12 protein-coding genes are annotated in these 14,248 nt (G+C 73.3%); 8 read left to right on the forward strand and 4 right to left on the reverse strand.

Features of this window, described 5'->3' with window-relative positions:
* Positions 1 to 83: 83 nt before the first annotated feature.
* Complete coding sequence (locus tag EDC02_RS16625) at positions 84 to 1,082, forward strand: aldo/keto reductase family protein (protein ID WP_123602756.1); 999 nt, start codon at positions 84 to 86, stop codon at positions 1,080 to 1,082.
* A gap of 101 nt (positions 1,083 to 1,183) precedes the next feature.
* Here EDC02_RS16625 and EDC02_RS16630 read toward each other — a convergent pair whose 3' ends face one another.
* Together EDC02_RS16630 and EDC02_RS16635 are read right to left on the reverse strand one after the other, a co-directional pair.
* Positions 1,184 to 1,975 (reverse strand): site-2 protease family protein, encoded by a 792-nt coding sequence (locus tag EDC02_RS16630; RefSeq protein WP_370461546.1) that lies wholly within the window; start codon positions 1,973 to 1,975, stop codon positions 1,184 to 1,186.
* A 10-nt stretch (positions 1,976 to 1,985) separates the two neighbouring features.
* Positions 1,986 to 2,186, reverse strand: coding sequence for a hypothetical protein (locus EDC02_RS16635; RefSeq protein ID WP_123602758.1), 201 nt, complete (start codon positions 2,184 to 2,186; stop codon positions 1,986 to 1,988).
* A 182-nt stretch (positions 2,187 to 2,368) separates the two neighbouring features.
* On the opposite strand from EDC02_RS16635, the gene EDC02_RS16640 reads away from it, so the two are divergent.
* The 3 genes from EDC02_RS16640 to EDC02_RS16650 all read left to right on the forward strand — a co-directional run bounded on the left by EDC02_RS16640 (position 2,369) and on the right by EDC02_RS16650 (position 6,380).
* Positions 2,369 to 4,117 carry a bifunctional adenosylcobinamide kinase/adenosylcobinamide-phosphate guanylyltransferase gene (locus tag EDC02_RS16640; protein WP_123602759.1) on the forward strand — a complete coding sequence of 583 codons (1,749 nt, stop codon included), beginning with the start codon at positions 2,369 to 2,371 and terminating at the stop codon, positions 4,115 to 4,117.
* Positions 4,114 to 4,911, forward strand: a complete 798-nt coding sequence (locus EDC02_RS16645) for an adenosylcobinamide-GDP ribazoletransferase (RefSeq protein WP_123602760.1) — start codon at positions 4,114 to 4,116, stop codon at positions 4,909 to 4,911. Before EDC02_RS16640 ends, EDC02_RS16645 begins: the two co-directional genes overlap by 4 nt.
* A gap of 164 nt (positions 4,912 to 5,075) precedes the next feature.
* Positions 5,076 to 6,380, forward strand: a complete 1,305-nt coding sequence (locus EDC02_RS16650) for a DUF2314 domain-containing protein (RefSeq protein WP_123602761.1) — start codon at positions 5,076 to 5,078, stop codon at positions 6,378 to 6,380.
* Positions 6,381 to 6,409: 29 nt separating this feature from the next.
* On the opposite strand, the gene gcvT is transcribed toward EDC02_RS16650, so the two are convergent.
* The gene (gene gcvT / locus EDC02_RS16655; protein WP_123602762.1) at positions 6,410 to 7,537 is read right to left on the reverse strand and encodes a glycine cleavage system aminomethyltransferase GcvT; all 1,128 of its coding nucleotides are present in this window, start codon (positions 7,535 to 7,537) and stop codon (positions 6,410 to 6,412) included.
* Between the two features lie 135 nt (positions 7,538 to 7,672).
* Here gcvT and EDC02_RS16660 point away from each other — a divergent pair, with 135 nt between their 5' ends.
* On the forward strand, positions 7,673 to 9,265 hold the full coding sequence (locus EDC02_RS16660) for a leucyl aminopeptidase (protein WP_123602763.1): 1,593 nt from the start codon (positions 7,673 to 7,675) through the stop codon (positions 9,263 to 9,265).
* A 60-nt stretch (positions 9,266 to 9,325) separates the two neighbouring features.
* On the opposite strand, the gene EDC02_RS16665 is transcribed toward EDC02_RS16660, so the two are convergent.
* A complete protein-coding gene (locus tag EDC02_RS16665; protein WP_123602764.1) occupies positions 9,326 to 9,661 on the reverse strand; it encodes a hypothetical protein in 336 nt (111 codons plus the stop codon).
* A gap of 257 nt (positions 9,662 to 9,918) precedes the next feature.
* Here EDC02_RS16665 and lpdA point away from each other — a divergent pair, with 257 nt between their 5' ends.
* The 3 genes from lpdA (at position 9,919) to EDC02_RS16680 (ending at position 14,233) form a co-directional block, all read left to right on the forward strand.
* Positions 9,919 to 11,307 (forward strand): dihydrolipoyl dehydrogenase, encoded by a 1,389-nt coding sequence (gene lpdA, locus EDC02_RS16670; RefSeq protein ID WP_123602765.1) that lies wholly within the window; start codon positions 9,919 to 9,921, stop codon positions 11,305 to 11,307.
* A 19-nt stretch (positions 11,308 to 11,326) separates the two neighbouring features.
* Positions 11,327 to 13,195, forward strand: a complete 1,869-nt coding sequence (sucB, locus tag EDC02_RS16675; RefSeq protein WP_123602766.1) for a 2-oxoglutarate dehydrogenase, E2 component, dihydrolipoamide succinyltransferase — start codon at positions 11,327 to 11,329, stop codon at positions 13,193 to 13,195.
* Between the two features lie 135 nt (positions 13,196 to 13,330).
* On the forward strand, positions 13,331 to 14,233 hold the full coding sequence (locus tag EDC02_RS16680) for a TIGR01777 family oxidoreductase (RefSeq protein WP_123602767.1): 903 nt from the start codon (positions 13,331 to 13,333) through the stop codon (positions 14,231 to 14,233).
* Positions 14,234 to 14,248: the final 15 nt, after the last annotated feature.

The raw sequence follows: 14,248 nt of genomic DNA on the forward strand, positions 1-14,248 counted from the left end.
GCACCATCGCGAGATCGATTTACCGCTGTACGCAAGCTCATGCCGAACGCCCCGGCGGGCCGACCGACGACTAGGGTTGGGGCATGGAATTCCGACACCTAGGCCGCTCCGGCATGCTCGTCAGCGAGATCTCCTACGGAAACTGGATCACCCACGGATCGCAGGTGGAGGAAGAAGCAGCCAACGCCTGCGTACGCGCCGCGCTGGACGTCGGCATCACCACCTTCGACACCGCCGACACGTACGCCGGCACCCGGGCCGAGGAGGTGCTCGGCCGGGCGCTGCGTGGCGAACGCCGGGAAGGGCTGGAGATCCTGACCAAGGTCTTCTGGCCGACCGGCGAGGGACGCAACGACCGGGGACTGTCCCGCAAGCACATCATGGAGTCGATCAACGGCTCGCTGCGCCGGCTGCAGACCGACTACGTCGACCTTTACCAGGCGCACCGGTTCGACTACGCCACTCCGCTGGAGGAGACGATGGAGGCCTTCGCCGACATCGTGCATTCCGGCAAGGCCCACTACATCGGGGTCTCGGAGTGGAACGCCTCGCAGATCCGTCAGGGCCACGCGCTGGCCCGTGAGCTGAAGATCCCACTGGTGTCCAACCAGCCGCAGTACTCGATGCTGTGGCGGGTCATCGAGACCGAGGTGATCCCGGCCAGCGAGGAACTCGGTGTCGGGCAGATCGTCTTCTCGCCGCTGGGTCAGGGTGTGCTCACCGGCAAGTACCAGCCTGGCCAGCCACCGCCGGCCGGCTCCCGGGCCACCGACCAGTCCGGGGGCGCGACGTTCATCGCCCGGTTCATGACCGACCAGACGCTGAGCACCGTGGCGCAGCTCAAGCCGCTGGCCGAGCAGGCCGGCCTGTCGATGGCCCAGCTGGCCCTAGCCTGGGTGCTGCAGAACCCCAACGTGTCGTCGGCCATCATCGGTGCCACCCGGCCCGAGCAGGTGCGGGACAACGTCAAGGCCAGCGGGGTCCAGCTGGACGGCGGTCTGATGAAGGCCATCGACGAGATCCTGGAGCCGATCGTCGAGCGGGACCCGGGCCGAACCGTCAGCCCGGCCAGTCGGCCGTAGCCGGCACCGGGCGAGATCATGCCGCTGCGGCGGGGTGCCGCAGCGGCATGACACCGGCCGACGCGCCCGGCCCGGGTGGACCGCCGCCACGCCAGGCAGCGTCAGGACCAGAAACGGATCAGCGCCAGACCGTAGCTGTAGAGCGGGGTGGGCAGCCCGAGCAGGTCGCCGAGCCAGAACACGGCCTGGAAGAACGCGCCACCGATCTGGTCGTCCCACAGCAACGCGAACAGGCCGATGAACCCGAACGGCGCGAGCACCTGGTAGCCGCGCTGCCAGGCCGGCGGCAGCCACGGTTGGATCATGTTGCCGCCGTCCAGTCCGGGGACCGGCAGCAGGTTGAGCACACTGGCGGTCAGCTGCAGGAAGCCCAGCAGGGCGATGCCCGCCCAGAACTCCTGTCGGCCGCCCGGATCCACGCCGACGAGGAACGGCACCGCGAGTGCCACCGCGAGGGCCACGTTGACCGCCGGGCCGGCGAGGCTGACCAGGGTGTGCCGGAGCCGGCCCGGAATCCGGTGCCGGTCCACCCAGACCGCGCCGCCGGGCAGGCCGATCCCGCCGAGCAGGACCACCAGCACCGGCAGCGCGACGGACAGCAGCGGATGGGTGTACCTGAACGGATTGAGCGTCAGGTAGCCCCGGTGCGCCACGCTGCGGTCACCGAACCGGTAGGCGACCAGCGCGTGCGCGTACTCGTGCAGGCAGAGTGAGACCAGCCAGCCGCTGACCACCAGCACGAAGACGGCCAACCGGGCGTACCGCTCACTTGACCAGGCGAGTGCGCCGCTGCCGGCCACGAGGGCGACCAGCACGAGGAAGACCGGACTGGGCCGCCAGCTCGTCGCCGGCCGACCGGCCAGCGGGCCACCCGACGGCCCGTCGGACGGCACCGGCCGCATCTCACTTGCCTGCCGGCAGCAGACTCATCCGGTACTCGGTGCGGTCGTCCTCCAGCAGCTCGACCGAGGCGACGCCCGCCGCAGCCAACTCCCGCCAGGCCTGGCCGATCCAGGACTCGGCGTCGGCCTGGGTGCCGAACGTCTCGGTCGGCCCCTGCGCGGGCTGACCCTCCGCGTCCACGTACCGCCAACTCCATGGCATATCGCTGCTCCCGTTAGCTTTCAGTGCGCTTCGACCCAGTGCGTGTCGACCCAGTGCGCTTCAACCCTCGGCGATGGATGCACGCAAGCCTAGCCGCGACCGGTGACATCCCACCGCACCGGAGCACCGCCGGCACCGCCCCGGCAGGGCACGGCCGGCCGTGCCCGCCGTAAGGTACGGGCATGTCCGTTGGCGGGTGGCAGTCCATTCTCGTGCTCGGTGGGATCCGGTCCGGCAAGTCCGACTACGCCGAATCACTGGTCACCGGGGATCCGGTGGTGCGTTACGTGGCGACGGGCGCGGCCGATCCGGCCGACGCCGAGTGGCTCGCCCGGATCGAGAAGCACCGGGCCCGCCGGCCGGCCGACTGGCAGACCGACGAGGTCACCGGGGATCCGGGCCGGCTGATCGAGACGATCTCGTCGGCCCGCGCGGACGAGACGCTGCTCGTCGACGACCTTGGCGGCTGGGTCGCCGCGCTGCTCGATCCGGCCCGACAACCGGCCGACGACCGGGCCACCATCGCTGAGCTCACCGCCGCGGTGCGGTCCTGCCCGGCCCGGTTGGTGCTGGTCAGCCCGGAGGTCGGCCTGGCGCTGGTGCCGTCCACCCCGGTCGGCCGGGCCTTCGCCGACGCGCTCGGCCTGACCAACCAACTGCTGGCCGAGGTGTCCGACACGGTGGTGCTGGTCGTCGCCGGACAGCCGGTGCAGCTCAAGTCGACCGGTCCGGCCGCGACCGCCACGGTGACCAGCGGGGACCCGGGCGAGCCGACCGAGCCGACCGAGCCGAAGCAGACCGCCACGGTGACCGGGCCGGAGCCGGGCGAGCCGACCGGGCCGGAGCCGCCGGCGGCGGCGAACGGATCCAACACGGCGGCGCAGATCACCGCCGGGATGACTCTGCCGATGCCGGCGGAGCGGACCCGGACCGCCGGCGTCGCCCGACTGGGTCGGCTGGACCTGCCCGGCGCCGGGTTCGGTGCGCTCGAGAACGTCATCGGGTTCGCCGCCGGTACCCAGGACGAGGCCAGCCCGCGACCGTGGGACCAGGTCCAGGTGGTGCTGATCCACGGCGACCACGACGGTGGAGTCGCCGCCGGCGACAGCCCACAGGACTCGGCGCGCCGGGCCGACCAGGCCGGCGCCGGCGACGGGGCGCTGGCGCGGCTGGCCGCCACCGCCGGCGCCGTCGTCGACGTCGTCGCCGCCCCCGGCGCCGCCCCGATCGAACACCGGCCGGCACTCACCGCCGCCGAGGTGGACAGCGCGTTGGCCACCGGGTGGGAGGTGGCGCAGCGGGCCGGCCGGGCCGGTGTGGCGGCGATCGTCATCGCCGCCTGCGGCGCGGGCGCGGCCGGTGCGGCGGCCGCCGTCGTCGCGGCGACCACCGGCGCGGAGCCGGCGGCGCTGCTCGGCCGGGTGCCCGCAGCGGGCGGGAAGGTCGACGACGCCGCGTGGATGTCGCGGTGCGCCGCGGTACGGGACGCGCTGCACCGCACCCGGCGCGGCACCCATGGTGCCCGGGAGGTGCTGGCGGAGTACGCCGGCGGGGACATCGCGGTGGCCACCGGGGTGCTGCTCGGCGCGACCGCCAACCGGATCCCGGTGCTGCTGGACGGCCCGGTCGGGGTGGCCGCCGCGCTGGTCAGCCGGGATCTCGCCGGCCAGGCCCGGCACTGGTGCCTGCTGCCCGACCATGGTCGGCAGCCGACCGTGCGGCACGCGGCGGACGTACTCGGCCTGACCCCGCTGCTGGACCTGCGGCTCGACCTGGGTGAGGGCGCCACCGCGCTGGCCGCGCTGCCGCTGCTGCGTTCGGCGCTCACCCTGGCCGACACGCTCGGCGAACACCCGACGTTCGCCGAACCGGAGCCGGCCGGTCCCGGTCCGGCCGCCGCCGGTCCGGCCGCCGCCGACCCGGTGCGGTGACCGGCGACCGGCCCACCGGTGCGGGGGACACCGTCTCCGCTGGCGTCCGGCTCGCCGTCACCACCTTCACCGTGTTTCCGCTGCGGCCCGGTCCGGTGCACCGGCCGGCGGCGGCCGTGGCGATGGCGGTCGCCCCGGTGGTCGGCCTCGGTCTCGGCGTACTCCTCGCAATGGCCCTGCTCGCGCTCTCGGCCGCCGGAACCCCGGCGCTGGTCGCCGCTGCGGTGGTGACGGGCCTGGCCGCAGCGTCGACCCGGGGACTGCACCTGGACGGACTCGCCGACACCGTCGACGCGCTCGGCTCACACCGGCCCGCTGACGGCGCGCTGGCGGTGATGCGCCGGCCGGACATCGGCCCGTTCGGCGTGGTGGCCCTGGTCGTCGTGCTGCTGGCGCAGACGGCGTCGCTCGGGTCGCTACCGGCCGGACGGTCGTGGCCGGCGGTCCTGGCGACGGTCGCCGCCGCGGTCGCGGCAGGCCGGCTCGCGGTCACCTGGGCCTGCCGCCAGGCCGTGCCGGCCGCCCGGCCGGACGGGCTCGGCGCGCTGGTGGCCGGCACCCAGCGGTGGCCGCTGCTGGCGGCCGGCACGGTCCTGGTCGCCGCCGTGGCGGTCGCCGCCGTACCCGGCCGCCCCTGGCAGGGGCCGCTGGTCGTGCTGGGCGCGGTGCTGCTGTGGCTGACCTGGCTGCGCCATCTGGTACGCCGGTTCGGCGGAATCACCGGTGATGTGCTGGGCGCCGGGGTCGAATTCACCAGCACCGCCGTCTACCTGGGCCTGGTGACCGTGCGGTGACCCGGTGAGCGGCGGCGCCGGCCGTACCCCGACCACACCCCGATCGTGCGCCGGCCGTGCGCCGGCAGCGGGCCACGGCGATCGGCAACCACGGCCGCCACGGGTCCGGTGCGGGTAGCGTTCACCTCGCCAGCGACGCACGACCCGGGGAGCAGGGAGCACCTATGGCCGCCAGTTCGGACGACCTGCTGCTGCCGGTGCCGGTCCCGGAGTCGCTGGCCGCCACCTACCTGGTCCCGGTGGTACCGCCGGACGCGGCCGTACCGGACGCGGTGGACGCGGTGGACTGGCTCGGTGACCGGCTGTCCCGGCCGGTGCGTGACCTGACCCGGCAGATGCTCGGCAGCCCGCTGATGACCGTGCAGACCCGCCCGGTCGACCGGCTGCCGGAGCTGCCGCCGGACCTGCTGGCCGCGTTCGGTGCTACCGGTGGCCAGCTGGCCCGGCTCCGCACCGCGCAGCGTTGCGTGGTGGTGCAGGCCAACTACCGGCCGGGTTGGCCGCCAGCGCACGAATGGGCAGCGCGGGCGGTCGGCGCGGCGCTGGCCGACGCGCTCGACGTCGATCTGATCGACCTGTTCGGGCTGCAGTTCCTCGACCCGGCGGGTGCGTTGCGGTCACTGCCCGACGCCGACGGACGGATCCGCCTGGTCGACTGGATCCTGGTGCCCTACTCCCCCGACGATGACGGGCTCTGGTTCACCACGAAAGGGCTGCGTCGGTTCGGGCTGCTGGAGTTGCAGGCGCAGCAGGTGCCGCCGAGGTTCGTCCGGGCCTGGGGGGCGATCATGACCGGGACCGCCCGACGGCTGCTGCGGATCTGGACCGAGGCGTTGGCCGAACCGGAGCCGCCGGCCTTCGTCCAGTTGCCGGTGAACCTGCCGGTGTCCGGCCACGACATCGCCGTCGCGTACGGCAACCAGGACCGGCACGACTCGGCGGGTTCGGCGCTGCTGCGGATCGTGCTGGACCCGTCGACCGATCCGGAGGCCGACTCCTTCCTCACTCTCCGTCCGCCGCCGCAGGTCGCCGACAGCGACGCCGGGGACTATTTCGCCCAGGTCTGCGGCGAGCTCTTCGGCGCCGGGCAGCCGGAGATCCACTACGCCCGGCGCAGCGACGCGATGGCGCAGGCGATCACCACCGCCCGCCGGTCGCTGGGCGAGGTCCGGGCCCGGTTCCTCGCCCGCACGCTCGGCGGTCAGCTGCTGGTCAAGTACGGTCTCGCCGCGCCGGACGGCCACGAGTACGTGTGGGCCAGCGTCACCGGCTGGCCGCACCCCGGCCGGATCCACGCGGCCAGCACGGTCGACGCGGTCTGCGACCCGACCGTACGGGTCGGCAGCCCGGTCGAGGTGGACGTCGCGGACCTGGTCGACTGGGCTCTGATCAGCGAGGGCCGGATGGTGGAGGGCGGTTGGACCGAGTCGGTGCTCGATCACGGCGACCGAGGTGCGGCCGGGCGCTGAGCCGCGCCCGCCGTCAGCGCAGCTGGCAGTCAGCGCACCGACGACGGCACGAACGGCGGGGTCACCACCCGCATCGGCGTGTGCCGGCCGCGCACGTCGACCTGCACCTCGACACCGTCCGTCGGCACCGCGGCGGTGTCCAGCAGGGCCAGCCCGACACCGGCCTTGCGGGTCGGCGAGAACGTGCCGCTGGTCACCGCGCCGACGGGCGCTCCGTCGAGCAGCACCGCCATGCCCGGTCGCGGAATGGCCCGCTGCACGGCCTGCAGACCGCGCAGCAGCCGGGCCGGCCCGGCCGCCTTCTCCGCCAGCAGTACGGTCCGACCCCAGAAGTCCGGTTTGCGCCAGCCAACCGCCCAGCCGAGCCGGGCCTGCACCGGGGTGACCGCTACCGTCAGGTCCTGACCGTGCAGCGCGTACCCCATCTCGGTGCGCAGCGTGTCCCGCGCGCCCAACCCGCAGGCCCGCGCGGCGACCGGAGTCTCGGCGGCCAGCAGCAGGTCCCACACCCGGCCCGCCGCCTCGGCCGGCACCACCAGTTCGTAGCCGTGCTCGCCGGTGTACCCGGTCCGGCAGACGACCAGTTCGGTGCCGGCCAGCCGACCGGCGACGAAACTCATGTACGCATGCCCGGTGGGCAGCCCCAGCCCGGCGAGGAGTCCGGCCGAGGCCGGTCCCTGCACCGCCAGTACGGCGTACCCGGTGTGCTCGTCGGTCACCGTGACCCCGCCCGGCGCCGCCGCCCGCAGCCGGCCGACCACCTCGCCGGTGTTGGCCGCGTTGGGTACCAGGAACATGTGGTCGTCGGCGTACCGGTAGGCGATGATGTCGTCGACGACGCCGCCGGTGGCGTCGTCGCAGCAGAGCGTGTACTGGGCCGAGCCGACGGTGATCCGGTCCAGGTCGTTGCTCAGGCAGGAGTTGACGAACGCCGCCGCGCCGGGTCCGGTGACCCGGGCCTTGCCGAGGTGCGACACGTCGAACACGCCGACCGCGCTACGCACCGACTCGTGCTCGCGCAGCACGCCGCCGCCGGCGTACTCCAGCGGCATCTGCCAGCCACCGAAGGCCGCGAACTTCGCGCCGAGCGCGACATGCCGGTCGTGCAGCGGGGATCTGCGCAACGTGCCGTCCCCGGTCATGGTCACCTCGGTCATGGGAGGCAACTTACCGGCGGACCCGCAGGTGGCTAGCATCGGCGGGGCACCACCCCGTCCGGCGGAGCAAGTTGCGCCGGAGACCAACCCGCCGGTCGCCCACAAGGCGACCGGCCCAGCTGCCGGAGACGCCGAGTGACATCAACCACCACAACCCTGGACCTGGTCGACACCGACCCCGCTGAGCTGGCCGTCGACGCGCTGGTGATCGGCGTACACAGTCAGGACCAGCCGGACGCAGACCAGGCAGCGGCGGACGGTGCGTCGGGCACGACGCCCGCCCTGTTGCTGGCGACCGGGGCGGAGAGCATCGCCGTCGCGTTCGAGGGTCGACTGACCGAGGCCCTCAGCCTGCTCGGCGCGACCGGAGCCGCCGGCGAGGTGATCAAGCTGGCCACACTCGGTACGGTCGGGCCGCCGCTGCTGGTCGCGGTCGGGCTGGGTCCGGAGCCGACCGGCGCGGCGCCCGCCCCGGAGACGCTGCGCCGGGCGACCGGCGCGGCGGTACGGGCACTCGCCGGCACCTCGCGGGTCGCCGTGGCGTTGCCGGTCCCGGATGACGCGGACGGACCGGCGGTGCTGCGCGCGGTCGCCGAGGGCGCGCTGCTCGGTAGCTACCGGTTCGCCGGCTACAAGACCCGTCCGCAGCCGGGCCGACGGGCACCGGTCGCCTCGATCGCGCTGCACGTGACCGACGCCGCCGACCCCGCGGTGCAGGCCGAGGTGGCCCGGGCGGAGGCGGTCGCCGCGGCGGTGATCGCCTGCCGGGACTGGGTGAACACCCCGCCGAACGAGCTGCGGCCACCGGCGTTCGCCGATTCGGTACGGGACGCGGCGGTCGCCGCCGGGCTGACCGTGCAGGTGCTGGACGAGCAGGCGCTGGTCGACGGGGGCTACGGCGGGATCCTCGCCGTGGGCGGCGGCTCGGCCGCTCCGCCCCGGCTGGTGATCGTCTCCTACACGCCGCCGGAGGCGGCCCCGGACGCCCCACGGGTCGCGCTGGTCGGCAAGGGCATCACCTTCGACACCGGCGGCGTGTCGATCAAGCCGGCGCAGGGCATGTGGGAGATGAAGTCGGACATGGCCGGCGCGGCCGCCGTCGGGGCGGCGATGCTGGCGATCGCGGCGCTGCGGCCGTCGGTGCCGGTCACCGCCTACCTGCCGATGGCGGAGAACATGCCGTCGGGTACCGCGTACCGGCCCGGCGATGTGGTGACCATGTTCGACGGCAAGCGGGTGGAGGTGCTCAACACCGACGCCGAGGGCCGGATGGTGCTCGCCGACGCGATGGCCCGGGCCTGCGCGGACGGCTGCGACTACCTGCTGGAGACCTCGACGCTGACCGGCGGGCAGGTGGTCGCGCTGGGCAAACGGATGGCCGGGGTGATGGGCAGCGACGAGCTGTGTGCCCGGGTACGGGCCGGCGGGGACACGGTGGGCGAGCCGGCCTGGCCGATGCCGCTGCCCGACGACGTCCGCAAGGGCATGGAGTCGGAGGTGGCGGACATCTGCCAGGTGAACTCGGCGATGGACCGGGCCGGCCACATGCTGCAGGGCGGGGTGTTCCTCCGCGAGTTCGTCAGCGAGGGGGTCGCCTGGGCGCACCTCGACGTCGCCGGCCCGGCCTACCACGCCGGCGAGCCGTTCGGCTACTGGAGCAAGGGCGGCACCGGCGTCCCGGTGCGCACACTGGTGCACCTGGTGCAGGACATCGCGGCCAACGGCTGACCCGTCGCAGCCCGACGTGGGGCCGGGTGCCGGTCGGCACCCGGCCCCACGTCGGTGAGGTCAGCCCCGGTCGGCCCGGTCGGCCCGCTTGCGCCGTTCGTTGAAGTCCCGCATCCGCTGTGGGTAGCCGACCAGCGCCACGTCGTAGATCGGGATGGCCATCTTGTGCGCGAAGCGACGGGCGATGTCCGGGCCGTCGACCCGACGGCGGGTCCACTCACCGTCGAACGCGATGAGCATCACCGTCGTCTCGGTGACCGTGGTCCGGGGCTCGATGAACGCCTCGACCCCTCGGCGGCTGCGGACGAATTCCTCGAGATGGTCGAGATCCGCCCGGTTCGCCGGCCGGCCTCCCGGTGCCCCGCTCGACTGCTTGCGCCGACGAAACCACGCCACCGGCGTTCCCCTCCCCCAACTGACAGACCGCGCAGGTGCCGGCCGGGCGGCCTGGTGCGGTCGGGCCGGGCCCGGCTGTCCGACGCCCGCGCGCATAGACGGACAGGGCAAGCCTACGTTGCGGCCACGTGTCCTTGGGCACCTCGTTGAGCGTTCAGACACTACAAGTGACAAGATGACCGGGGAAAGTCTGCCCGTTCCATGGGACGACGCAGGGGACGGCCCTCCTGTGCAGCGACGTGACCTGGGAGTGAACTGTGAGTGAGCCGAACGGCGGGACCTTCGACCTGGTCATCCTCGGCGGCGGTAGTGGAGGCTACGCGGCTGCCCTGCGCGCCGTACAACTCGATCTGTCGGTAGCCCTGATCGAGAAGGACAAGGTCGGCGGCACCTGCCTGCACCGTGGCTGCATCCCCACCAAGGCGCTGCTGCACGCCGCCGAGGTGGCCGACAACGCGCGCGAGTCCGAGCAGTTCGGCGTCAAGGCGGACCTGGTCGGCATCGACATGGCCGGGGTGAACAGTTACAAGGACGGCGTGGTCAGCCGGCTGTACAAGGGCCTGCAGGGCATGATCAAGTCTTCGAAGATCACCTACGTGGCGGGCACCGGCCGGCTGGTCGGCCCGGACACCGTCGAGGTCGACGGCGCCCGGTACACCGGCCGCAACGTGATCCTGGCCACCGGGTCCTACTCGCGCAGCCTGCCCGGCATCGAGGTCGACGGCGAGCGGATCCTGACCAGCGAGCACGCGCTGGAGCTGGACCGGGTGCCGTCGTCGGCGATCGTGCTCGGCGGCGGGGTGATCGGTGTCGAGTTCGCCAGCGTCTGGCGCTCCTTCGGCGTCGACGTGACGATCGTCGAGGCGCTGCCCCGGCTGGTCGCCGCCGAGGACGAGGAGTCGTCCAAGGCGCTGGAGCGGGCGTTCCGCAAGCGCGGCATCGGGTTCAAGACCGGCAAGCCGTTCGAGAAGGTCGAACGCACCGAGTCCGGCGTCCGGATGACGATCGCCGGTGGCGAGACCCTGGAGGCCGAGCTGCTGCTGGTCGCCGTCGGGCGCGGGCCGGTGACCGCCGACCTCGGGTACGAAGAGCAGGGTCTGAAGATGGACCGTGGCTTCGTGCTGACCGACGAGCGACTGCGGACCAACCTGCCGAACGTCTACGCCGTGGGCGACATCGTGCCCGGCCTGCAGCTGGCCCACCGCGGTTTCCAGCAGGGCATCTTCGTCGCCGAGGAGATCGCCGGCCGCAACCCTGCGGTGATCGACGAGAGCGGCATCCCCCGGGTCACCTACTCGGACCCGGAGCTCGCGTCGGTCGGGCTGACCGAGGCGAAGGCCAAGGAGCAGTACGGGGCCGACAAGGTCAAGACCTACAACTACAACCTCGGCGGCAACGGCAAGAGCCAGATCCTCAAGACCACCGGCTTCGTCAAGCTCGTCCGGGTCGTCGACGGCCCGGTCGTGGGACTGCACCTGGTCGGTGCCCGGGTCGGCGAGCTGATCGGCGAGGCACAGTTGATCTACAACTGGGAGGCCGACCCGGCCGACGTCGCACCACTCGTACACGCCCACCCGACCCAGGGCGAGGCGCTGGGCGAGGCCCACCTGGCCCTGGCCGGCAAGCCGCTGCACGCACACGCCTGACTAGAGGAGTCTTGTAGATATGCCGGTATCGGTCACCATGCCCCGGCTCGGCGAGAGCGTCACCGAGGGCACCGTCACCCGCTGGTTGAAGCAGGAAGGCGACCGGGTCGAGGTCGACGAACCGCTGCTGGAGGTCTCCACCGACAAGGTCGACACCGAGATCCCGTCACCGGCGGCCGGGGTGCTCACCCGGATCGTGGTGAGCGAGGACGAGACCGCCGAGGTGGGCAGCGAACTCGCGGTCATCTCCGGCGGCCAGGACGACGGTGGGCAGCAGGACGACGGTGGGCAGACCGCCCCCGCCGAGCCCGCCGCGAGCGCGCCCCAGGAACGGCCCGCCGAGCCGGAGCCGGCCGCAGCGCCGGAGCCGGCCCAGCCGGCCGCCGACAGCGCGCCGCCGACGGCCGGCGGCGACGCCACCGCGGTCCGGATGCCGGCTCTCGGCGAGAGCGTCACCGAGGGCACCGTCACCCGCTGGCTCAAGCAGGTCGGTGAGTCCGTCGAGGTCGACGAACCGCTGCTGGAGGTCTCCACCGACAAGGTCGACACCGAGATCCCGTCGCCGGTCGCGGGGACGCTGCTGGAGATCAAGGTGCCGGAGGACGACACCGCCGACGTCGGTGCCGAGCTGGCGCTGGTCGGCAGCCCCGGTGGGGCTTCGGCTCCAGCGGCATCAGAGCCGGCCGCTGCGTCGGAGCCGGCCGCCGCGCCGCAGGCCCAACCCGCCCAACCGACGCCGGCGGCCCAGCCGGAGCCGGCCGCCGCGCCGCAGGCCGAACCGGCCCAGCCGGAGCCGGCCGCTCCCGCGCCGGCCCAGCCGGGTGCCTCGTACGCCAGCCCGGCCCCGGCCGCCGAGTCCGCCGCTCCGGCGCAGGCCACGCAGGCCGCAGCACCGGCACAGCAGAGCGCACCGGCGGCCCCGCCGGCCAGCGCCGACGGTGACGGCGGTTACGTCACCCCACTGGTCCGCAAGCTCGCCGCCGAGCAGGGGGTCGACCTGGCCTCGGTACGCGGCACCGGGGTCGGCGGGCGGATCCGCAAGCAGGACGTGCTGACCGCGGCCGAGCAGGCGCGGGCCGCCGCCGAGCGGGCCAAGGCCGAACAGGCCAAGCCGGCGACACCGGCTGCGGCACCGACGGCCGCCAAGGCGCAACCCAGCCCGCTGCGGGGCCGGACCGAGAAGATGAGCCGGACCCGGACGGTCATCGCCAAGCGGATGCACGAGTCGCTGCAGAGCTCGGCCCAGCTGACCACGGTCGTAGAGGTCGACGTGACCAAGATCGCCCGGTTGCGGGCCCGGGTCAAGGGCGACTTCCACGCCAAGCACGGCGTCAAACTGTCGTTCCTGCCGTTCTTCGCGCTGGCGGCGGTGGAGGCACTGCGTACCTACCCGGTGGTCAACGCCTCCATCGACATGCAGGCCGGCACGATCACCTATCCCGACGGGGAGCACCTCGGCGTCGCGGTGGACACCGAACGGGGGCTGTTGGTGCCGGTGATCCGCGACGCCGGCGATCTCAACCTCGGTGGGCTGGCGCGGCGGATCGCCGACGTGGCCGAGCGGACCCGGACCAACAAGATCGGGCCGGACGAGTTGTCCGGTGCCACCTTCACACTGACCAACACCGGTAGCCGGGGGGCGCTGTTCGACACCCCGATCGTGCCGTTGCCGCAGGCCGCCATCCTCGGCACCGGAGCGGTGGTGAAACGCGCCGCCGTGGTCAACGACCCGGAGCTCGGCGAGATCATCGCACCACGCTCGATGGTCTTCCTGGCGCTGTCCTACGACCACCGGCTGGTTGACGGCGCGGACGCCGCCCGGTTCCTCAGCGCGGTCAAGGAGCGGCTGGAGGCCGGTGCGTTCGAAGGCGAACTCGGCCTGTCCTGACGGCGTTCGACGACCAGGCGACCCCGGTCGCCGTAGCGGTGGGTGCCGGCCGATCCCGGCCGGCACCCACCGCCGTTTTGTGCCGGATGGCGGTGGTCCGCATCCGACACCATCGCAATCAGCGAAGATGTCGGCATGCGCATCCTGCTGGCCGGCGCGTCCGGCTTCCTCGGCACCAGACTGACCGACCACTTGCACAGCTGCGGACACGAGACCGTACAGCTGGTCCGCCGGCCGGCGCGCGGGCCGGCGGAGGTCAGCTGGTCGCCGTCGGCCGGGCAACTCGACCCGGCGGTGTTCACCGGGATCGACGCGGTGATCAACCTGGCCGGTGCCGGGGTCGGCGACAAGCGCTGGACCGACGGCTACAAGGCGTTGATCCGGTCCAGCCGGGTCGACAGCACCACCACGCTGGCCACCGCGATGTCCGGTGTCGCGGCGGCGGACCGGCCGGCGGTGCTGCTGAACTCGTCGGCGGTCGGCTGGTACGGCGACACCGGCGACCAGCCGGTCGAGGAGAACGCCCCGGCCGGTGAGGGTTTCCTGGCCGACGTCGCCCGGGTCTGGGAGGCGGCCACCGGGCCGGCCGAGACCGCCGGCGTACGGGTGGTCCGGCTGCGCACCGGTCTGCCGTTGCACCGCGACGGCGGCCTGCTCAAACCGCAGCTGCTGCCGTTCCGGCTCGGCCTGGGCGGCAAGCTCGGCAGCGGGCGGCAGTGGGTGCCGTGGATCGCCATGCAGGACTGGCTGCGGGCGGTGACCTTCCTGCTGGACCACGACGACATCTCCGGCCCGGTCAACGTGGTCGGGCCGGCACCGGTGACCAACGCGGCGTTCGGCAAGGCGCTCGGCGCGGCGGTGCACCGACCGGCGGTGATGCCGATCCCGGCGTTCGCGTTGCACGTGGCGCTGGGCGAGTTCGCCACCGAGGCGCTGCACTCCTCCCGGGTGTTGCCCGGGGCGCTGACCGAGGCCGGGTTCACCTACCGGTACCCGGACCTGCCGGACGCGCTGCACGCCGCCCTGACGCAGGCGTGATCCCGTACCGAATGG

It is taken from the genome of Micromonospora sp. Llam0 (genome assembly GCF_003751085.1).
Lineage (GTDB): Bacteria > Actinomycetota > Actinomycetes > Mycobacteriales > Micromonosporaceae > Micromonospora_E.

Bases quoted from the DNA above. Each gene is read 5' to 3' on its own strand.
- EDC02_RS16625 (WP_123602756.1), top strand. From the start codon at position 84: ATGGAATTCCGACACCTAGGCCGCTCCGGCATGCTCGTCAGCGAGATC.
- EDC02_RS16635 (WP_123602758.1), bottom strand. From the start codon at position 2,186: ATGCCATGGAGTTGGCGGTACGTGGACGCGGAGGGTCAGCCCGCGCAG.
- EDC02_RS16640 (WP_123602759.1), top strand. From the start codon at position 2,369: ATGTCCGTTGGCGGGTGGCAGTCCATTCTCGTGCTCGGTGGGATCCGG.
- EDC02_RS16650 (WP_123602761.1), top strand. From the start codon at position 5,076: ATGGCCGCCAGTTCGGACGACCTGCTGCTGCCGGTGCCGGTCCCGGAG.
- gcvT (WP_123602762.1), bottom strand. From the start codon at position 7,537: ATGACCGAGGTGACCATGACCGGGGACGGCACGTTGCGCAGATCCCCG.
- sucB (WP_123602766.1), top strand. From the start codon at position 11,327: ATGCCGGTATCGGTCACCATGCCCCGGCTCGGCGAGAGCGTCACCGAG.
- EDC02_RS16680 (WP_123602767.1), top strand. From the start codon at position 13,331: ATGCGCATCCTGCTGGCCGGCGCGTCCGGCTTCCTCGGCACCAGACTG.